General features: G+C 36.9%; 19 protein-coding genes. 17 read left to right on the plus strand and 2 right to left on the minus strand.

Going from position 1 to position 20,262, the window contains the following annotated elements; genetic code table 11:
- The first annotated feature begins 44 nt into the window (after positions 1-44).
- Both BN1068_RS04960 and BN1068_RS04965 read left to right on the plus strand, forming a co-directional pair.
- Entirely contained in the window at positions 45-803 is a 759-nt protein-coding gene (locus BN1068_RS04960; RefSeq protein ID WP_077601724.1) for an SDR family NAD(P)-dependent oxidoreductase, read from the plus strand.
- A gap of 188 nt (positions 804-991) precedes the next feature.
- Entirely contained in the window at positions 992-2,119 is a 1,128-nt protein-coding gene (locus BN1068_RS04965; protein WP_077601725.1) for an NAD(P)/FAD-dependent oxidoreductase, read from the plus strand.
- Positions 2,120-2,249: 130 nt separating this feature from the next.
- On the opposite strand, the gene BN1068_RS04970 is transcribed toward BN1068_RS04965, so the two are convergent.
- Entirely contained in the window at positions 2,250-2,960 is a 711-nt protein-coding gene (locus BN1068_RS04970) for a DUF6612 family protein (RefSeq protein ID WP_077601726.1), read from the minus strand.
- A 173-nt stretch (positions 2,961-3,133) separates the two neighbouring features.
- Positions 3,134-4,018: a TetR/AcrR family transcriptional regulator gene (locus BN1068_RS04975; RefSeq protein ID WP_077601727.1), complete on the minus strand. Its 885-nt coding sequence runs from the start codon at positions 4,016-4,018 to the stop codon at positions 3,134-3,136.
- Positions 4,019-4,363: 345 nt separating this feature from the next.
- Here BN1068_RS04975 and BN1068_RS04980 point away from each other — a divergent pair, with 345 nt between their 5' ends.
- The 15 genes from BN1068_RS04980 (at position 4,364) to BN1068_RS05050 (ending at position 20,211) form a co-directional block, all read left to right on the plus strand.
- Entirely contained in the window at positions 4,364-5,866 is a 1,503-nt protein-coding gene (locus tag BN1068_RS04980; RefSeq protein WP_077601728.1) for a DHA2 family efflux MFS transporter permease subunit, read from the plus strand.
- Positions 5,867-6,034: 168 nt separating this feature from the next.
- Entirely contained in the window at positions 6,035-6,889 is an 855-nt protein-coding gene (locus tag BN1068_RS04985; protein ID WP_077601729.1) for a protein phosphatase 2C domain-containing protein, read from the plus strand.
- A gap of 304 nt (positions 6,890-7,193) precedes the next feature.
- Positions 7,194-8,624, plus strand: coding sequence for an alkaline phosphatase (locus tag BN1068_RS04990; protein WP_077601730.1), 1,431 nt, complete (start codon positions 7,194-7,196; stop codon positions 8,622-8,624).
- Positions 8,625-8,697: 73 nt separating this feature from the next.
- Positions 8,698-9,354 carry a DUF4352 domain-containing protein gene (locus BN1068_RS04995; protein ID WP_077601731.1) on the plus strand — a complete coding sequence of 219 codons (657 nt, stop codon included), beginning with the start codon at positions 8,698-8,700 and terminating at the stop codon, positions 9,352-9,354.
- 276 nt (positions 9,355-9,630) lie between these two features.
- Positions 9,631-10,689 carry an SIS domain-containing protein gene (locus tag BN1068_RS05000; RefSeq protein WP_175637078.1) on the plus strand — a complete coding sequence of 353 codons (1,059 nt, stop codon included), beginning with the start codon at positions 9,631-9,633 and terminating at the stop codon, positions 10,687-10,689.
- A gap of 16 nt (positions 10,690-10,705) precedes the next feature.
- A complete protein-coding gene (locus BN1068_RS05005) occupies positions 10,706-11,134 on the plus strand; it encodes a PTS sugar transporter subunit IIA (protein ID WP_077601733.1) in 429 nt (142 codons plus the stop codon).
- Between the two features lie 22 nt (positions 11,135-11,156).
- Positions 11,157-11,642 carry a PTS sugar transporter subunit IIB gene (locus tag BN1068_RS05010; protein WP_077601734.1) on the plus strand — a complete coding sequence of 162 codons (486 nt, stop codon included), beginning with the start codon at positions 11,157-11,159 and terminating at the stop codon, positions 11,640-11,642.
- Positions 11,643-11,662: 20 nt separating this feature from the next.
- The gene (locus BN1068_RS05015) at positions 11,663-12,442 is read left to right on the plus strand and encodes a PTS mannose/fructose/sorbose/N-acetylgalactosamine transporter subunit IIC (protein ID WP_077601735.1); all 780 of its coding nucleotides are present in this window, start codon (positions 11,663-11,665) and stop codon (positions 12,440-12,442) included.
- Positions 12,435-13,253 carry a PTS system mannose/fructose/sorbose family transporter subunit IID gene (locus tag BN1068_RS05020; protein WP_077601736.1) on the plus strand — a complete coding sequence of 273 codons (819 nt, stop codon included), beginning with the start codon at positions 12,435-12,437 and terminating at the stop codon, positions 13,251-13,253. Before BN1068_RS05015 ends, BN1068_RS05020 begins: the two co-directional genes overlap by 8 nt.
- A gap of 184 nt (positions 13,254-13,437) precedes the next feature.
- The gene (locus BN1068_RS05025) at positions 13,438-15,384 is read left to right on the plus strand and encodes a BglG family transcription antiterminator (RefSeq protein WP_175637079.1); all 1,947 of its coding nucleotides are present in this window, start codon (positions 13,438-13,440) and stop codon (positions 15,382-15,384) included.
- A gap of 1 nt (position 15,385) precedes the next feature.
- Positions 15,386-16,228, plus strand: coding sequence for a YitT family protein (locus tag BN1068_RS05030; RefSeq protein ID WP_077601738.1), 843 nt, complete (start codon positions 15,386-15,388; stop codon positions 16,226-16,228).
- A gap of 155 nt (positions 16,229-16,383) precedes the next feature.
- The gene (locus BN1068_RS05035) at positions 16,384-17,100 is read left to right on the plus strand and encodes a GntR family transcriptional regulator (RefSeq protein ID WP_077601739.1); all 717 of its coding nucleotides are present in this window, start codon (positions 16,384-16,386) and stop codon (positions 17,098-17,100) included.
- 85 nt (positions 17,101-17,185) lie between these two features.
- Positions 17,186-18,373, plus strand: coding sequence for an SIS domain-containing protein (locus BN1068_RS05040; protein WP_077601740.1), 1,188 nt, complete (start codon positions 17,186-17,188; stop codon positions 18,371-18,373).
- 14 nt (positions 18,374-18,387) lie between these two features.
- A complete protein-coding gene (gene gatY / locus BN1068_RS05045) occupies positions 18,388-19,245 on the plus strand; it encodes a tagatose-bisphosphate aldolase subunit GatY (protein ID WP_077601741.1) in 858 nt (285 codons plus the stop codon).
- Positions 19,246-19,278: 33 nt separating this feature from the next.
- Positions 19,279-20,211 (plus strand): hexose kinase, encoded by a 933-nt coding sequence (locus BN1068_RS05050; protein WP_077601742.1) that lies wholly within the window; start codon positions 19,279-19,281, stop codon positions 20,209-20,211.
- Positions 20,212-20,262: the final 51 nt, after the last annotated feature.

The following is a 20,262-nucleotide window of genomic DNA, read 5'->3' on the forward strand; positions in this document are numbered from 1 at the left end:
AAAATTTAGCAACGTATGAAGCGTTAAAAGCAGGAGGAAAAAACATGTTTAAATTAAATGATAAAGTAGCAATTGTAACAGGAAGCGGATCATTAAAAGGAATTGGCAGAGATATCGCCCTCAAATTGGCAGAGCAGGGGGCATCAATTGTCGTCGCTGATTTAAATGTGGAAGGTATTCAGGATACAGTGAAGGCTGTTGAAAATACTGGAGCAAAAGCGTTAGGTGTAGAGCTTAATGTAACGAGCAAGGAATCTGTGGATGCGATGATTGAAAAAGTATTATCAGAATTCGACCGCATTGATATTCTAGTAAATAATGCAGGTATCTCACAAAAAGTAACAGTAGAGGATATGACTTTAGAAGATATGCAGCGAATTTTCAGTGTGAATATGTTTGGATTGTTCCTCTGCTCACAGGCAGTATTAAAGCCAATGAAAGAACAGCATTTTGGCCGTATTATCAATCTTTCCTCTGTATCTGCGAAAAGAGGAGGCGGTGTCTTTGGCGGAGCGCATTATTCAGCTTCCAAAGCAGCTGTACTGGGATTCGCTAAAAACCTTGCAAGAGAAGTTGCAACAGATGGTATTACAGTGAACTCTGTAGCGCCTGGTCTGGTTAATACAGAAATTTGGAAGTCACTTCCTGAAGCAGATGCAGCAAAAGTAATTGATGGAATTCCTCTTGGACGCCCGGGAGAAACAAGTGAAATTGCATCTACCATTGCTTTCCTGGCATCTGATGAAGCATCTTATATTACGGGTGAGGATATTGATATTAATGGCGGGTCGCATATGGATTAATTAATAAATGGAAAAGATACGGCATCTTCTTTGAGTAGAGGATGCCGTGTTTTTGTGGATGAATTAATGGTAATGATTTCATAATAAGTAAAAACGATTCGTTCTTTTAAATTTAAAATGATATACTTAAATAAGCAGAAAATAATGTGAATTTTATTAGCTACATATGGTTTGAGGAGGAAAATAAAGTGAAAACAATTGTTGTTGGTACAGGAATTGCCGGTGCAAGTGCAGCGTATTATTTAGTAAAACAAGGCGTTGAAGTTATTATGGTAGACCGCCCGGAAGAAGGGAAAGCAACCTCTGCAGGAGCCGGGATTATCTGTCCTTGGATTTCGCATGTGGAAGATTCCGATTGGTATGCAATTGCAAAAGGCGGGGCGCTATATTACCCTGAATTGATAGAACAATTGAAAAAAGATGGGGAAACAGATACAGGTTATAAGAAGGTTGGCGCGATAAGTGTCAGTAATAATTCACCTGAGTTAGATGAGATTGAGCGTCAGGTTCGCGAAAAGCAGCAGGAAGCTCCAGAGCTTGGAGAGATTGAAAGATTAGATCATAAAGAAGCGAAAAAAAGATTTCCGGCATTATCGGATGATTTAGAAGGAGTCTATGTATCAGGAGCTGCCCGAATGGACGGCAGATTACTGCGCGAATCTATGAAACGGGCGGCTATAAAAAATGGCGCACGATTTATTGAGGGTGAAGCAGTCCTAATAGTCGAAAATCAAAAGGTGTCCGGCGTACATGTAAATGGAGAGGATATAATTGCAGATAATGTATTGTCGGCCACAGGAGCTTGGGCGCCGGAGCAACTAAAGCCGTTAGGAATAGATTTGGCTATTGAACCGCAACGGGGACAAATTGCGCATATTTCCCTCCCGGGTCAGGATACGGCTGATTGGCCGGTTATACTGCCGCAGTCGAGTCATTATATGCTGGCATTTGATGATTCGAGAATTGTTGCCGGGGCAACAAGAGAGGATGGCTCAGGATTTGATTATCGCTTGACCGCCGGCGGTGTTAACCATGTCTTAGAAGCTGCTCTGGATGTAGCTTCTGGATTAGAGGATGGAACACTGAAAGAGGTGCGGATTGGATTCCGGCCGATGAGCAAGGATGGATTACCTTTAATTGGATCGATGAATGAGGTTGAAAATCTTTATATAGTGAATGGGCTCGGCCGTTCCGGATTAACGATGGGCCCATATGCCGGGAAGCTGGCAGCAAAGCAGATTTTAAATGAAGATATGGAGCTGGATATGGATCCTTATAAACCTGACCGGGCTATTTCGAAATCTGTGACGAATTAAATAATAAAAAGAACCGCTTCGCAATCTCACTTTAAAAAGATTGCGAAGCGGTTCTTTTGTTCTTCATATATTTTTATAAGAACTGACCATATGTTAGCTGACGTATTGTCTGTGGCAGATTATCTATAAATCAAGACGTTTCTTCCATCACTTCGTCAGGTACCTCTATTTCATCGATATCATTTATGTCATCATAATTGACCTGAATATTTATATTTACAGTGCCAGTCTCATTCTCAACAGAGAGGTTATATTCTAAACCCTCAATATAGTAATCAGACTTGTTTACTTCAAAGGTAAAATCCAAAGACATATCCTCATCAGCGATATCGCCGCCGCCCAATAATATATTGAATGGACCTTCAAATGCTTCATAAATTTCACGCTCAAAGCCCTCATAACTAAAGGTATATGTTCCGCCTTCGGAATCGAATTCAGCATAGTCAATTACATTTTCCAGAATAGAAACAACATCTTTATAGGAAGGGGTGAATAGAGGTTCGTCATCTTCTGCTTCTCTCTTGACCCAGGGGCTGCCCTCTTCTTGCGTATAAATTTCATCATTTACACGGTAAGTATTGACAGATGTTTCCTCGCCGTCTTCTTCAACAGTTAAAACTTGATGCAGGGCAGCAGGATCTTCTGTTAAATTTACTTCTATATTATGACTGATCGTCCTTGCGACATCAGATGTATTAATATTAAAATTCGCTGCATATTGATTGACGTCACGGTGAGAACTCAGTACATTTTCAACAATCTCTTCTTCACTTGCCTCCTGAGAACAGGCGGTTAAAAAGAAAAACAGAGAAACAGCAAGCAAAGCGCATATTTTCTTCACATTTTCACCACCTTTCCTAAGTTTTTGGGTAAATCATCATGCACTCTATTTAATAGTCTATATCATTCATGACGGTTTTGTAAATTGGGTACAGCATAGAAATATATGCAATTATTTACTTGTTTTTGGAAAATTTTTCTTCTCTTTCTCAAAAAAAGAAAAGCGAGCCGTGGTCAGACTCCCTTTTCTTCCTCTATTAATTGCATAAAAAGTATTTGAATATATCTTCCTTTATCCTCTATATCTGTATCCTGTACAGCGTTCTGGTAGGAGGAAATGACACTTTCCATCAGGAGAAGATCTGGGGTGTCGGATGTAAGCTGGTCTAATAAAAACTTCTGGTAGTATGCTAATTTTTTATTTTTCAGCTTCTTCACATTCGGTTCTAAATCAATCAGTACTTGCTGCAATTGCTTTTTGATATTTTTATCCTCTGTATTCTTTTTTTGCTGATAAGGCAGAAAATAATCTTCTTTTAAAAATGGCTGCTGTCCGCCAGTTTGTTCGATTTTTTGGAGAGAGAAGTAAATCGTCTCTTCAATTGGAACTTCTGTTTTACCGAGGTCCATTAAAACTTTTGAGGTTAAATGGATTGTGCCGAAGCAGGTGACTGCATCATCGTAGGATTGTTTGCGCCGGTCTTCACCAAATACCTCGCAAATTCGCTCTGCCATCCAGCAGACTTCCTTCAGATATTGCTGGTTCAAAAATTCTTTTAATTCCTGGTGTGCTGTATCTGTGCTGGTCAAAGAAGCAAATAATGCCATTAGATTATGTTTTTTATCAATATGAAAACGGGCAGCAATCTGCTTTACAAAAACATGTTTATCTGAAGCGGATTTTCCAATAGACAGCTGCTGCCTATTGTAAATTACTTCTTCTTTAATAAAGGACAAGATAGCCATTAAGCATTCCGTTTTAGATGAAAAATAATTATAAAATGTTCCTTTGGATATATTGGCAGCATCCAATATATCCTGAATCGAAGTGACAGAGAATCCTTTTTTTATAAAAAGTATTTGTGCAGCTTCGATAATTTGTTGCTTTTTTTTATTCATATAACCGTCCCTTTATATAATTTTAAGAAAAATAGAACTGGAGTACAATATTAATATTAGTCCATATCTATTGATATATCAACATTTGAAAATTGATGAAAAGTTTTCCTTGCATTTATTGGACTACAGGTATAAAATAGTTAAGTCTTTAAGAGACATAAAAAATAAGGAAGTTTTTTAAGCTCTGTAAGATGATATTTTTTGCACTTCAGGAAAGCATAAAAGGAAGGCAAGGAAGTATTTCAGCACAGAAAAAAATGTAACATACCAAGTAGAAAAATAATCATTTCTCTGAAAGGCGGGGAAATGTAATTTTTTTCTGAGGAAAGAAAGCGAGGGTCTATAATGACAGATATTCAAGAAATGCATAAACAACCGCCTTATGGCATGATAGCTATTTTATTTATTGGGGCGTTTGTAGCAATTTTAAATGAAACTTTATTAAACGTAGCACTGCCTTCTATCATGACTGAATTCGAAGTGAAACCAACCTCTGTTCAATGGCTGACAAACGGTTATATGCTTGTAAATGGGATTCTTATTCCGGCAAGTGCATTCTTAATTCAGCGTTTTACAAATAGAAAGCTGTTTTTAACAGCGATGACTTTATTTACAGCAGGAACTTTATTAGCTGCTATTTCACCGACTTTTTCAATACTTTTAGTTGCAAGATTAATCCAGGCAGCAGGTTCAGCAGTAATGATGCCGCTCTTGATGAATGTCATGCTGACAGCTTTTCCAATTGAAAAACGTGGGACAGCAATGGGAACTTTCGGTCTTGTAATGATTGTGGCTCCTGCCATTGGTCCGACATTATCAGGATGGATCGTGGAGCATTATGATTGGAGAACTTTATTCTATATTGTTTTCCCGATTGCTATTATTTCATTATTAATTGGCGTATTTAAATTGAAAAACATTACTCCACAGCGTCCAATCAGGCTTGATGTATTTTCTATTATTCTATCCAGCTTTGGTTTTGGCGGCTTATTATACGGATTTAGTTCAGCTGGAGATAAAGGCTGGGATCATCCATCTGTATATATTACAATAGTTGTCGGAGTAATTGGAGTTGTGACATTGATTCTTCGCCAATTACGCATGAAGGATCCGATGCTTGAATTCCGGATTTTCCGCTATCCGATGTTTGCCTTATCTTCAGCGATTTCTGTAGTTTTAGCAATGGCATTATTTTCAGGAATGATTTTAATTCCGCTATATGTACAGACCGTTCGGGGATTTACACCATTTGAAGCAGGTTTATTAATGCTTCCGGGCGCTCTTGTGATGGGGGTTATGTCGCCGATTACGGGACGATTGTTTGATAAATTCGGTGCCCGTACATTAACTATTATTGGGCTGACTATTACAGGAGTAACAACATTCTTCTTTACCCGGTTGGATATGGAAATTACGATAACCTCCCTTATGGCTATCTTTGCAATTCGTTCATTAGGAATGTCTATGGTAATGATGCCGGTCATGACAAATGGTTTGAATCAATTACCAATGCATCAGAACCCGCATGGTACGGCAATGAACAATACATTGCAGCAGGTATCTGGAGCGATTGGCTCGGCATTATTGATTACCGTAATGAACAGCCGGACCAATAAAGAGGCAGAAGCACTGGCTGAGGAAGCAATGAAAAATATGGATCCATCGCAAATGCCGACGGGTGCATCAGCGGATCAGATGCAGACTGAAATAATGAATGAGGCCATGCTTCACGGAATTAACTTCTCATTCTTTATCTCCTTGTTAATAATTGTGTTAGCATTTATTCTGGCGTTGTTTATTAAACGTGTTGGTACGGATGGAAAAATAATTACGAAATCAGCAAAATAAGAAGAAAGAAAAAAACTATCATCTGATTAGCAGGTGATAGTTTTTTTATGCGAAAAAAGGTATATATACTTTCAAGCTCCGTGAACATGTTACACTAATTAATAGTTTACATTTACATATCTAAGCACAGTGAAACAGGATAACTAAAGAGGAGAAAGCAGGGATGTTATGATTCATTTTTCAAGAGTATATAAGCAGGGCAGTAACCCGACAAATGAAGATGCTTACGTAGTAAATCAGGAAAAAGAGCTGTTTGCAGTAATTGATGGAGCGACTGGGCTGGGGGGACTGCCTGGAAAAATAGCAGCAGAAGCCATTCAAAACGGTTTTGATACAGGAGATTTTGAAGACAGCTTAATTGAGCAGATTAGCAAGGGAAATACGAAATTAGCGAAAAAGACAAAACAGGAATTGGGGCAGGGAATCGAAGCAATTGCAAAAGAAAAGCGTAGTGCATGTGGAATTGCAGCAATACAAATCCATGAAAATTATATGGAATATGCTCAATCCGGAGATTGTATGATTTTTGTGGCCTATCAGGATGGAGGAATCCAATCACTTTCCTATGATCATGTTATGAGATTGGACAAGAAGGCTATTTTTGAATTATATAATGCTATTGATAAACGGATTAATCCAGAGATTAGCGGAGAAGCTTTTCAGGAAATTTATCAAGAAGAAAAAGAGCGTATTATCCCTATACTTAAGGCTAACAGGGAGAAATTAAATACTCGGGGAGGCTATAGCATTATTGATGGTACTGCCGAGGCCATGGAATATTTAACCTATGGAAGAATCCCGCTTCATCAGGTGGAAAAAATCCTGCTGCTTACAGACGGGATGCAGCTGCACGGCATGGAAGGCGATGTTTGGAAAGAGTCCGCAAATTTTGCTTTTAAACATGGTATCGACAGCTTACTGGATTATGTTGTTCAACAAGAAGAGGCCGATATTTTTCTGAAGAAGTATCCACGTTTAAAGCATGCGGATGATAAAACAGGAATTCTTGTAGAACTGAGTTAGTAAAGAAAATGAGCATGGATTGGGAAATTTTATAGTTTAGAAAACTTGAGCGCCGAGTAATTTGAATGGAAAAACGAATAGAAAAGACTTGATGGAAGTTATATTGTATGCAGTAAAAGCATCGTTCATTACCAGTGTTTTTGGGATGAACGATGCTTTCTTTTTCATTTATTCATAATAAAGTTGATTTTTTCTCTTCCAAAAAACGAAACTTTACAATTACCTTACATTACTTCAATATCCAGTTAATATCCATTGCTTACCATGGATAATAGATTGATAAGTTGAAGGAGGAAATCTCAAGATGACATTAAGAAAAAAACTAGCATCATTAGCGGCAGTTACCGGGTTAACGATAGCCAGCTTAACAACCGGTACACAAAATGTTCTGGCAAGTGAAGCAGCACCTCCAAAAACAGAGGACAAAGAGGTAAAAAATATCATCTTTTTAATTGGAGATGGAATGGGAGTATCGTATACTTCTGCATATCGTTATTTTAAAGACCATGGTGAAGAAAAATTTGTGAATCAGACAGTATTTGATAAGTACTTAGTTGGGCAGCAGGCAACATATCCGGAGGACCCGGAAGAGAATGTAACAGATTCAGCTTCTGCAGCAACTGCGATGTCTGCAGGAATTAAAACATATAATAATGCTATTGCGGTAGATAATGATTTAACAGAAGTAGAAACCGTGTTGGAACGTGCAAAACAGTTAGGAAAATCAACAGGACTTGTTGCGACATCAGAAATTACGCATGCAACACCGGCAGCATTTGGAGCACATGATGAAACAAGAAAAAACATGAATGGTATTGCTGATGATTATTATGATGAACGAGTTAATGACAGTCATAAAATTGATGTACTGCTTGGCGGTGGAACAACTTTATTTGACAGAGAAGACCGCAATTTAACAGAGGAATTCCAAGCTGACGGTTTTAGCTACGTGAATAATAAAGACGAACTTTTAAATGATACGAATGAACAGGTACTTGGATTATTTGCAGAAGAAGGTTTGCCTAAAATGATTGACCGTAAAGAGGAGGTTCCCTCTTTAGCAGAGATGACAAATTCGGCACTAGATCGTCTCAGTCAAAATGAGGAAGGTTTCTTTCTGATGGTAGAGGGAAGTCAAATTGATTGGGCAGGTCATGATAATGATATTGTTGGTGCAATGAGTGAGATGGAAGACTTTGAAGCAGCATTCGAAGCGGCGATTAACTTTGCAGAACAGGATGGAGAGACTTTAGTTGTGGCTACAGCAGATCACTCAACTGGCGGATTTTCTATTGCAGCCGATGATGACTATAACTGGAATCCAGAGCCGCTTCGTGCAACAACGCGTACCCCGGACTTTATGGCTGAAGAAATTGTTAATGGTGCTGATGTAGAAGAAACATTAGGGAAATACATTGATTTAGGTTTAACAGAGGAAGAAATTAATGCTGTGAAGGAAGCTGCAAAATCAGAAGATATGCTGGAAATTGATGATGCTATTGAAGCTATCTTTAATGTACGTTCGAATACAGGATGGACAACAGGCGGGCATACGGGAGAGGATGTAAACGTGTATGCTTTTGGTCCGCAATCGGAGTTGTTTGCAGGTCAAGTTGATAATACAGACCAGGCTAAATTAATCTTTGGGGTTCTGGACGGAAGTAATGAAAAGGCTGAATTAGAGGATGCAGATATGGAAGAAAAAGCAGAAGAAAATAAAAAAGATGAAGAGTAATTATAAAAGGCATCGATTCTCAAGTCATTTGTGGAGCATATGTGAGGATTTTAAACGGTAAGGAGGTTGTCATGTGAAAAGAATAATTGGTTTTCTAATGATAATGCTTGTCTTGGCAGGCTGTGCAGAAGATAAGCCGGCGAAAGAGGCAGAAGCAAAAAATAATACAGAGAAGAAAGAACAAGTGCAGACAGCTTCCTATTTAGACGGATATTTGGAAAACCCGCAATTATCGGATGATAGTGAATTGCTGCAAGTGGATCAGGTTGTTGAGGATTCAAAGGGAAGGTCAATGCTAATGAAAATGAGACAAGTCGATGAAACCTATCAAATTGGTGGTATAGAAATGAAGATTCAGGACGCAAAATGGATCCAGTTACGCCCTTCTTATCGAATGATAGATTATTTTCACGGGTTAACAGATAATGAATCTGAATTTAATTATGTAAAGGTATTTGTAGAAATAACAAATACCTCTGATAAAACGTTAAAATTCAGCCCAGTTGCTTTAGTGGAAACAAACGAGGAAGAAAAGATTTCCTGGGAAGATGAGCTATACCTCGAAAGCTTAAATGAACCGATAGAGTCTGGAGAATCAAGAAAAGGAAATATAGGATTTATTGTGGACGAAACAAAAGATCTATCAGAGTTAACGATTTTGACAAGTGATATTTATGATGAAGCAGATAATAAGCTGAATGATGCGGAAGAGATAACTGTTGAATTTTAAGAAGAATAAAAGAGTAATACACGATTTGTAAACAAAAAATCATGTATTGCTCTTTTTTACATGGGCTTAAAGTTATAAAGTATTAAAGTGAATAATATACCTAATTGGTAAAAATTAATAATTGAATTTTTATATTACTTTCCCCTACCCTGTTTAAACAGTCTATTAAATCAAATATATATACAATATTGCATGATTAGTCGTGCAATATTGTATATGGATATAACCTGCAAAGAAGAATATCATGGAGTTATCAAGATGTTTAGGAGGAAATTCATGAGTATGATTGAGGTTATTAACCGTATACCAACCCAGCTTCAAAAAATAGGTCAAAACACAGAGAACTTGAAAATAACATTAAAGGAGTTTTTGAAAGCGGATTCTGAAATAAGAAGAATTGTAATAATTGCTTCAGGGACTTCCTACAACGCTGCTTTTACAACAAAGCATTTTGCGGAAAATCTTAATCAGGTTCCGGTGGATATCATTTATCCGAATATGTTTGTTCATTATTATAACCATTCCTTATTAAATGAAAAGGATTTGTATATATTTATTTCACAAGGGGGAAAAACAAAGCTTGTCTATGAAGCGCTGCAAATAGTAAAAAGGAAAAAATACAGAACGATTTCTCTTACGGAAACATTGAACTCACCAATTGCTGATTTAGCTGATATTGCACTGGAAATCGGCTCAGAAAATGAAGAATATTTATATCGTACGCTTGGTTATTCAGCTACCTGTGCTACATTATCATGGATTTATATCTCTTTATTAGATATTTGCGAGAAGATAAATGAAGAAGAAATTGATATGTATAAACAGGATTATCAAAACATGACTAATAACCTGTCAAAAATTAAAGAAAATACAATGGAATGGTATAAAAAACATAAATTTGAGTTAATGCAGAAGCATAACTTTTTATTCGCCGGGACAAATGATTTATGGGCTGTTGCTCAAGAAGCAGATATAAAGTTCATGGAAATGCTGCCGGTGTTTACAAATAGTTTTGAATTGGAAGAGTTAATTCACGGCCCGCAGAATTCTTTTAATCATAATATAGGATATTTCATTTTAAGCAGAAGCAATGAGGATCGTGAAAAAGCAAGAAGTATAGCAACCTTTATTGAAAAAGAAATTTCTTCCTGTTATTTAATAGGTGACTATGATGAAGCAAGTTTTAATGTGAACCCTGAAAGTAAATATTTCAGTAATCTGGAATATATAACGTATTTCCAGGTTCTTGCATATATGCTGTCGACGGACAGGGGCAGAGATTTGACCAAAGGTATTTACCCGCGGGTAGTAAATTATATCAATAAATCAATGTAAAAAAAGGAGGGATCAGATGAAAAAAATATTAGTTGCAACGCATGGAAATTTTGCGGAAGGGATAATTTCTTCTATTAACTTGATTCTAGGTGAACAGGATAATCTGTATTATATGAATGCTTATTTAGATGAAGTTCCTTTAAAAGAAAAAATAAAAATATTTTTTGAACAGGATACTGCCACAGAAGATGTTGTTATCATTTTCACAGATTTATTTGGCGGCAGTGTAAACCAGGCTTTCCTCGAATATATAGATAGAGAGAATACGCACTTTATTACTGGAGTGAATCTTCCATTACTTCTGGAAGCAGTAATGCTGAATGAGGAAGATGTAACAGAAGAAAAATTAAAAGAGATTGTAACGAGATCCAAAGAACAAATTATTTATACAGATCATCCAAAGCATCAAACCACTGAAGCGGCAGATGAAATATTTGATATATAAAAATGTAGAGAGGAAGAAATAAATGATTATTCAAATGAGAATAGATGATAGATTATTGCATGGACAAGTGGCATATAGCTGGAAATCAGCATTATCCTACGAAGCTATTGTTATAGCAGATGATAACGCAGCCAATGATGAGGTTAGAAAACAGGCATTGAAGTTAAGTAATCCTGATGGGGTGCGGCTTGCTATTCGCCCTGTTCAAGAAGCTGTAAAACTTGTGCAACATCCGAAGCTCAAAGCAATGAGGGTGTTTGTTATATGTTCCAATCCAGAGTCTGCCTATCAATTTATCAAAGAAATAGATGAAAAGCCTGTTCTTAATTTAGGTAATATGCAGAAAGAAGACGATAAGAAGGCCTTATCATCGACGGTTTATGTATCTAAGGACGATATGCACTATTTGGATAAAATCATAGATTTAGGATACGAGATAGAAGCTCGGCAGGTTCCTGATGAAAGCGCTAAAAAGTACGAGGATTTAAAGAATAAAATGAAAAACTAATCAGCTTAAGGGGGATTGTCATGCAAACAGCATTAATTGTAGGTATAATTCTAGCTTTACTATGGTTTATTGAAAAGATGCTGGGAACAGCAATGGTAATCAGGCCAATTGTCGTTTCGACAATTATTGGGGCAGCACTTGGGGACGTACAGACCGGTCTGCTTGTTGGAGCAACATTAGAGCTGGTTTTTATGGGCTTTATTCAAGTGGGCGGAGCTGTTCCGCCAGATGTTCTTGTTGGTGCCGGTCTTGGAACAGCGTATGCAATTATCGGTAATAGCGGCGCAGAGGTTGCTCTGGCTTTAGCATTGCCAATTGCTTTATTAGCACAATCTATCAAAGTTCTGGTTTTTATTATTCGAAGCTGGTTTATGAACTATGCAATGAAACTGGCGAAAGCGGCTAATATAAAAGGGATGATAAATCTTAATATTGGAGGCTTACTGCTTCACTGTGCGATGTACTTTATTGTCGGGTTTGCAGCCATACTATTTGGATCAAACGCTGTGGAAGCATTTGTTAATAATATTCCTGATGCGATTATGAATGGTTTAGAAGTGGCAGGAGGACTATTACCGGCAGTTGGTTTTGCCTTATTATTACTTCCAATGATGACAAAAACAAATGTCCTATACTTCTTATTAGGATTTTCATTATTAGCTTATATGAACATTCCTATTTTGGGAATTACTTTATTTGGGGTTGTACTTGCTTTCATCATTGTTTATGAATTTAATGGTAAAAATGGAGATTCTGATACAACTGATAAAGAGGATGAGGAGGAGCTGTTTGATGTCTGATAAAAGGAAATTAACCAAAGATGAGAAAAAATTAATGCGTGAAATATTTTGGAGTTCTTTTATGCTGGAAGGTTCTTATAATTATGAAAGACAGCAGGCACTCGGGTTCTCCATTGGAATGTGGCCGGCTATTAAAAGATATTATAAGAATGAAAAGGATCGGGCGGAAGCATTAGAAAGACATATGAACATTTTTAACACAACTCCTCATGTTGTAACAACGATTACTGGCGTTGCTACAGCTTTAGAAAAAGAAGCCAGCGAAAATCCATCTTTTGATAAAAAGATTATTAATAACGTTAAAATTGGTTTGATGGGTCCGTTTGCAGGTATAGGAGATTCGTTATTCTGGGGAACCTTGCGTATTATCGCCGTAGGTATCGGTTTGTCCTTAGCCCAGCAGGGAAGTATACTCGGCCCTATTCTTTTCCTGCTTTTATTTAATGTACCCCATATGCTCGTCAGGTACTATGGCGGTGTATTTGGTTATAAATTTGGAACGAAGATTATGGATCAGGCCAATAACTCGGGAATAATGCAAAAAATATCTAAAGGAGCCACCATTGTCGGCTTGATGGTTATTGGTGCAATGACAGCCTCCATGGTAACGCTGGAATCTTCTCTTGTATTTACTATTGGAGATGAAAAAATTCCAATGCAAGATTATCTGGATCAAATTTTTCCGCTGTTATTACCATTATTGTATACTATTTTTATGTTTTACCTGTTGAAAAAAGGAATGAAGCCGACTACTATATTATTAGTAACCATTGCTATTGGTATTATCGGTTCTTTAATAGGGATTATTTAAAGGGATTATTTAAAGGGATTATACAGGTAGAGATTTAGTGCTTGAAAGGGATGGAGCTGGCCGCTGGTTGCAGAATAAATCTCCTTATTACTCTTACACCCCTATCTAAAATTTATATAGATTTTAGATAGGGGTTCTTTACCATAGATAATTAGATACCTTCGTTTGAAGAGAGGTGATTAATTTGTATTTTAATAGACGGGAATTATTAATATTAAATGAATTATTATCGTTAAAGTATAAAACAGCAGCACAATTGGCTTTAACTGCAGATGCTTCTGTCCGTACAATAAAAAGTGATATAAAAAATTTGAGGAATAAGCTGGATAAAGAAGGAATCAAGATTGATTCTACCGAGAATAAAGGATATAAATTATATTTTGAGACGGAAGAGATAAAGACAAATCTATATAAATATTTATCTCATATCAACATAAATAGACTGCATTTAAATAAAAGAAATAATTATGAACGTATCTTTTATATTATTCGGAGACTGCTGGTAAATGTCGGCTATATTAAATTAGATGATTTAGCGGAGGAAATGTTTGTAAGCAGATCCACATTAAATGTAGACATGCCGGAAGTGAAGAGAATTTTAAATTCTTATCAATTGTCTCTTATATCAAAAGCAAATTATGGAATAACGATTAAGGGATATGAGTTAAATAAGCGGACATGTATAGAAGCGTACTTTTTTCAAAATAACTTCAGGGCAGAGAATCACAATGACCCGGATATTCGTTTTGAAAACTATAATCGTGCATTTATTCCGAAGATAGAGAGTGTGTTAAAAGAAGTATGCGATCGCTTTAACGTTATCTTATCAGATTTTTCCTTACAGAACATAGCTGTTTACGTATTAATATCTATTATCCGGAACAAGCAAAATCATCCTATTGATTTACATGCTGGTAGTACGAAGGAATTAAACCAGGATAATTCCCTTGTAGGCAAGGTAAGTAAACAGTTTGCGGAAATACTGAACTCGAAATTTAATGCAGAACTAAGTGATAATGAAATGTTGTATATCAGCATGCATATAGAGACAAAGCAAATTTTGCAGAATAAAAATATGATAAAAGAAGCAAACTGGCCCAAAATTGATCAAGCATTAGAAGCAGTTTATTTTGAGATAAAGAATAATTTTGATATCGATGTTTCAAATGATTTTATTCTGAAAAAATATTTAGCTTTGCATGTTTATCAGATGCTGAGAAGAGTAAGAAGCGGTATGGTTTTACGAAATCCCATTGTACATGAAAATTTACAAAAATATATTTTTGCTGCAAAGGTTACGATATCTGCAGTCAAAGTAATGGAGGATTATTTTAATATAAAAATAAACCTGAATGAATTTGGCTATTTGATGCTTTATTTTAATGTTGCTCTTCGTAATTTAAACAAAAAAAGTAAAATTTCAATCTGTATGGTCAGCGGAAGAGGCCGTGCAGAAACAATAATGTATTTAGAAGAGCTGCGTGATAAGTTCCCGCAGGATAAGTATGTGATCACAAATTGTGACTCTGTAGAAGATATTATAGGACGGATAGGGGATTATGATATTTTTGTATCTTCCTACGAACTGGATATACCTGAAGCAATTCCACAGGTAGCGATTGAAAAAGGGGACTATATCAAGCAGATCCAGCAAATTGCTAATAATATTGATTTTTACAAAGGAGACTTCAGCGATTATTTTAACAGGTATTTTCAAGAGGCTTTTTCGAATTTTCACTTAGAAGGAAGCGATAAAGAAAGTATCCTTCAAAATATTCTGCAGGATTTAAAAGCACAGGATATTGTTGAATCACATTCTGAGTTAAAGACTCCTTTTGTCGCACATGAGATAGGGAATAATATCATTCATTTGCAAGATTTGCACAAAATTTGCAGAAAGCCTGTCTGTTATATTGCTGTACTAAATGATCCAATTGTCTGGGACAATGATGTTGTTAGAGTTTTATTTTTAATAAAAACGAAAAGAGACGGGGATCATCACTTAAATATCTTATGTGAAATGTTTTCAAAATGGGCTCAGAATAAAGAGAACATACAAAAATTAGTAAAAAGAAAGAATTACAAGGTATTTTTAGACGATATATTAACCATGGAAAGTAGCGGATATTAATATGAAGCAGGTTTTTAAGGAGTTAATTGGAATTTTTATTGGTTGTCTACTTTTTGTTATTGGCGTTAATTTTTATATTATACCCAATATGCTCTCCGAGGGTGGAATAATAGGAATCAGTGTGATTACACATTATCTGTTTAATTGGCCATTAGGTGTAACAAATCTGATATTTAATCTGATTCTTATTCTGGCGGGCTTTAAATTATTTAAGAAAAAAACCATGTATTATACTTTGTTTTCAGTATTTTCATCCTCGTTACTTTTATATCTGACAGAGAATACAAGACCGTTAACAGATGATGTTTTGCTTTCTGCTGTATTTGCAGGATTATTTGTAGGGGGCGGATTAGGACTGATATTTAGATTTGGAGGAACAAATGGCGGAACTACTGTATTAGCAAGAGGACTAAATCAGTATCTGGGTTTATCTGTCGGAAATGCGATGCTGCTGATAGATATTATTATTGTGCTGAGCTCTGTATTTATTATTGGAGTTGATAAAGGCATGTATACAGTTATTTCCGTTTATATTGGTGCTAAGTTAATTGATTACTTTGTAGATAGAATGGATGAAAGAGCAGCGATATTTATCATGTCCAATCATGCTGATGAAATAGCAAATGATGTATTATATAAGATGGCTCATGGAATCACGATTTTAGATGGGCATGGCGGCTATTCCAAAAATGAAAAGAAAATACTATATTTGGTATGCAGAAAAAAAGATATTTTGAAGACGAAAGAATTAATCAAAAAAATTGATGTGAACGCTTATGTAACTGTTCATCAGGTTCAGGAGGTTATAAGGAAAGGGTATAAAGCATCTATGACTGTCCAATAATACAGCTGCTGAAAATAGTGATTGTATGTCATAGCTCAGCTGGTTTCTGTCTTTAAATTTGCTATTCACAGAAAAAAGTATTTACTTTTCTTCAAAAACACGATATAGTATAAATAACTGGTAATAACCAGTTGTGAGAAAGGATGCTGTAATACGTGGATAAGTCAAACAAAATCCCTTTATACCTGCAATTAATTGAAGAAATAAAGGAGAAAATTGAAAATCAAACCTATCATGAGCACGAAAAGCTTCCTTCTGAGCGGGAATTATGTGATCGTTATGAGCTGAGCAGAATTACTGTGAGGCAGGCTCTCCAGGCATTGGAGCAGGAAGGGTATATTTATAAGCTTCATGGCAAAGGAACCTTCGTTTCACAAAGAGCATTTAAACAAGATTTAAAAAGACTTTACAGCTTTACTGATGAAATGAGAAAAAAGAATAAAAACCCACAATCAAATGTTCTAGAGTTCCACGAGAGATCAGTTGACGAGAAACTGATCACAGCAACGGGGTTAGAAGAAGGAGAAACGGTATATGAGGTTATCCGTCTGCGATTGGCAGATGAAGAACCGCTTATCTATGAGACATCCTATATCCCGCAAAAATTTTTCCCGGGTTTAACGAAGCAGCGCTTAATTGAAAAGCCAATGTATGAGGTATTTGAAGAGGATTACCAGCGAAAAGTTACACGCGTGGAGGAAGATTTTTCAGCGACTTGTGCAGGAGAACTGGAGGCAGGCTATTTGGAGCTGGCAGGAAACCAGCCGGTAATGCTGATTAAACGTTTTGCTTATCACCAGGAACAGCTGATTGAATATACAATTAGTGTTGCCAGAGGAGATAAATTTAATTACAGAGTGGAATTAACGTAAATAAAACGCGGATAAAATTGTTCGCGTTTTTTATAAAAAATATCTGGTTATGACAACATAACCAGATAAAGAGGAGGAATTAATTATGTTTCAATTAACGGAACAGGAATTAAAAGATGGCTATGGAGGGTATACGGCTAAGGAAATTAATCAGCAGCCTAAAGTATGGTTAGAGGCTTTTACTAACTTTGAGGAAAATCGAAAGCGGTATCAGGATTTTATCCAATCCATTTTAAAAAAGTATACACAGGTTAAAGTGCTTTTAGCAGGAGCTGGAACATCAGCTTTTGCAGGAGATGTTATGTCTTTAGCACTGCAGCGCCAATATCAGGGTGCTGTTCAGTTTGAAGCAGCAGCAACGACAGATATTGTATCGAATCCCGAAAACTATTTATTTAAAGAAGTTCCGACAATACTTGTGTCTTTTGCACGATCAGGTAACAGCCCGGAAAGTGTAGCTGCTGTTGAGCTGGGCGGGCAGATCGTGGATGATTTTTACCAGGTTGTTATTACATGTAATAAAGATGGTGAACTGGCTAAGCGGATAGAAAATGATGCAAATAGCCTGAGTATCTTAACCCCTGATGATGCACATGATCAAGGGTTTGCGATGACCAGCAGCTATACGAGTATGATGCTTTTATGCTATGAGCTGTTTTCGCTTACTCCGGTATCAAAGCAGCAGCTTGAGCTGTTAGTAAAGTGTGCAGAAAACATTTTGGGTACAGTCACTCCGGCTGTGGAAGAAATTTTAGAAATTCCTATGGACCGGATTGTTTATTTAGGTTCCGGGCTGCTTCAGCATGTGGCGCATGAAGCTTCTCTGAAAATGCTGGAGCTTACCGGCGGACAGGTAGCTGCCGTCTATGAATCTTCCCTTGGATTCCGTCATGGTCCGAAATCTATCTTAAATGATCAATCTGCAGCTGTTGTATTTCTTTCCGAGAATCCATACACAAGAGAGTATGATTTGGATATTGTGAAAGAACTTGCGGCAGAGGATTCACAGCTGAAGCTGATTGTTATTGGAGAACGTTATGATAAGACAGTAGAAGAGCTGGCGGATTGGTCATTATTTGTTAACCATACCGAATCGGTTATTCAAAATGATTTTTATAATAGTCTGCTATATATTATTTTTCCGCAAGTGCTGGCTTTAAAGAAATCTGTTCAATTAGGGATTACGCCAGATAATCCAAGTCCAAGTGGAAGTGTCAATCGGGTAGTTCAAGGGGTTACGATTTATGATTATTCCGGAGAGGAAGAAAAATAAGAGGAGGTGCTGTAATGGGAGAGATTCAGAATACAAAAGAGATGCTCATCAAAGCAAGAGAAGAAGGCTATGCCGTTCCAGCGTTTAATATTCATAATTTAGAAACAGTCCAAACAGTGGTTCAGACTGCAGCGGAGGAACAGTCTCCTGTTATTTTGGCAGCAACACCAGGAACAATGAATTATGCCGGACGTGCTTATATTCAGGCAATTGCAGAAGTTGCAGCTAAAGAAAACGATATTCCGATAGCACTTCACTTAGATCATCATGAAACATTTGATTCTATTCAAGCATCTTTAGAGCTTGGGACCAAATCTGTGATGATTGACGGCTCGCATCATTCTTTTGAAGAAAACATTGCTATTTCCAAGAAAGTAGCCGAGGCAGCTCATGCTTATGGAGCAACGGTAGAAGCAGAGCTGGGAAAGCTTGTCGGTCAGGAGGATGATTTGGTTGTGGAGGCAAGTGAAGCAGCTTATACTGATCCGGCGACAGTTGTTGAGTTTGTAGAAAGGACTGGCGTAGATTCTCTTGCTGTTGCTATTGGAACAGGTCATGGTTTATATGAAATAGAGCCCAATTTAGATTTTGAGCGGTTGAAAAAGATTAAAAAATTAATTGATATTCCTATTGTACTGCATGGAGCTTCTGGTATTTCAAAAGAGGACGTACAAAAATGTATTGCTTTAGGATGTGCAAAGGTTAATATTTCTACAGAATTAAAAATCCCCTTTTCTCATGGACTGAGGGAGCATTTAATAAACTACCCAAATGAAACGGATCCAAGAAAGTATATGGAGCCTGCTAAAAAAGCAATGAAAGCTGCTGTCCAGGAAAAAATCGCTATTTGCATGAGTGCGGGTAAAGCTTAAGATGAGATTGTGCACGAAAGGGGAAGAATGACAGTGATTCTTACAGTTACACTAAATCCTTCTGTTGATATACAGTATCGGGTAAATCATTTTAAGGAAAATCATGTTCATCGTGCAGCAGCTGTATCCAAGACAGCTGGGGGCAAAGGTCTGAACGTTACAAGGGTTCTTCAACAATTGGGGGAAGAAGTGACTGCTTGCGGATTTACAGGAGGGCATCTTGGCAGCTTTATTGAAGAGGAATTAAATTCTCATGGAATTATGCATAACTTTACACCAATTGCAGGAGAAACCCGAAATTGTATTGCTATTATTCATGAGGGGAAACAGACAGAAATTCTGGAAAGCGGTCCAATAATTGCCGAAAAGGAAATAAAAACATTTCTGACCACTTTTCAAGAAATGGCAGAGAAAGTAGAAGTAGTCACTATTTCCGGCAGTTTACCCGAAGGTGTCCCGGAAAATTTTTATCAGCAGCTGATTGATATTGCTGTGAAAGCAAATAAACGTGTATTGCTGGATACAAAAAGCTCTCTTATCCAGAATACATTAGAAAATCAACATATTCCATTTTTGATTAAACCAAACAAGGAAGAATTTGAAGAGCTTGCAGAAATAAAATGCCCGCAAAAGGAAGATGTCATAGAGGCACTAAGAAAACCGATATTTAATGTGATATCCTGGGTTATGGTTACACTTGGAAAAAATGGAGCCATTGCAAAGCATGGTGATAAAATTTATCAAGTTATATGTCCGTCAGTAGAAGCAGTAAATCCAGTCGGATCGGGAGATGCAGTGATTGCCGGTTTGGCAGCTGGCTCCCGGCGGAGATTGGAAGGGAAAGATTTTATCCGGTTTGGAATTGTGATGGGGGTATTAAATGCCTTGGAAGAGCAGACTGGAAGCATTTGTTTAAAACGGCTGGATTATTATTTGGACCAGATTGAAGTTAGGGAAATATCATGATAAGTGATGAGAGACGTATCCGAGGATGCGTCTTTTTTACTTGAATAGACT

This window comes from Oceanobacillus sojae (assembly GCF_900162665.1).
In the GTDB taxonomy this organism is placed as follows: domain Bacteria; phylum Bacillota; class Bacilli; order Bacillales; family Amphibacillaceae; genus Oceanobacillus; species Oceanobacillus sojae_A.

Coding starts and splice junctions, on each gene's coding strand:
- BN1068_RS05015 (WP_077601735.1), top strand. CDS start 11,663: ATGCAAACAGCATTAATTGTAGGTATAATTCTAGCTTTACTATGGTTT.
- BN1068_RS05020 (WP_077601736.1), top strand. CDS start 12,435: ATGTCTGATAAAAGGAAATTAACCAAAGATGAGAAAAAATTAATGCGT.
- BN1068_RS04960 (WP_077601724.1), top strand. CDS start 45: ATGTTTAAATTAAATGATAAAGTAGCAATTGTAACAGGAAGCGGATCA.
- BN1068_RS05005 (WP_077601733.1), top strand. CDS start 10,706: ATGAAAAAAATATTAGTTGCAACGCATGGAAATTTTGCGGAAGGGATA.
- BN1068_RS05000 (WP_175637078.1), top strand. CDS start 9,631: ATGAGTATGATTGAGGTTATTAACCGTATACCAACCCAGCTTCAAAAA.
- BN1068_RS04980 (WP_077601728.1), top strand. CDS start 4,364: ATGACAGATATTCAAGAAATGCATAAACAACCGCCTTATGGCATGATA.
- BN1068_RS04985 (WP_077601729.1), top strand. CDS start 6,035: ATGATTCATTTTTCAAGAGTATATAAGCAGGGCAGTAACCCGACAAAT.
- BN1068_RS05010 (WP_077601734.1), top strand. CDS start 11,157: ATGATTATTCAAATGAGAATAGATGATAGATTATTGCATGGACAAGTG.
- BN1068_RS04990 (WP_077601730.1), top strand. CDS start 7,194: ATGACATTAAGAAAAAAACTAGCATCATTAGCGGCAGTTACCGGGTTA.
- gatY (WP_077601741.1), top strand. CDS start 18,388: ATGGGAGAGATTCAGAATACAAAAGAGATGCTCATCAAAGCAAGAGAA.
- BN1068_RS05040 (WP_077601740.1), top strand. CDS start 17,186: ATGTTTCAATTAACGGAACAGGAATTAAAAGATGGCTATGGAGGGTAT.
- BN1068_RS04975 (WP_077601727.1), bottom strand. CDS start 4,018: ATGAATAAAAAAAAGCAACAAATTATCGAAGCTGCACAAATACTTTTT.
- BN1068_RS05030 (WP_077601738.1), top strand. CDS start 15,386: ATGAAGCAGGTTTTTAAGGAGTTAATTGGAATTTTTATTGGTTGTCTA.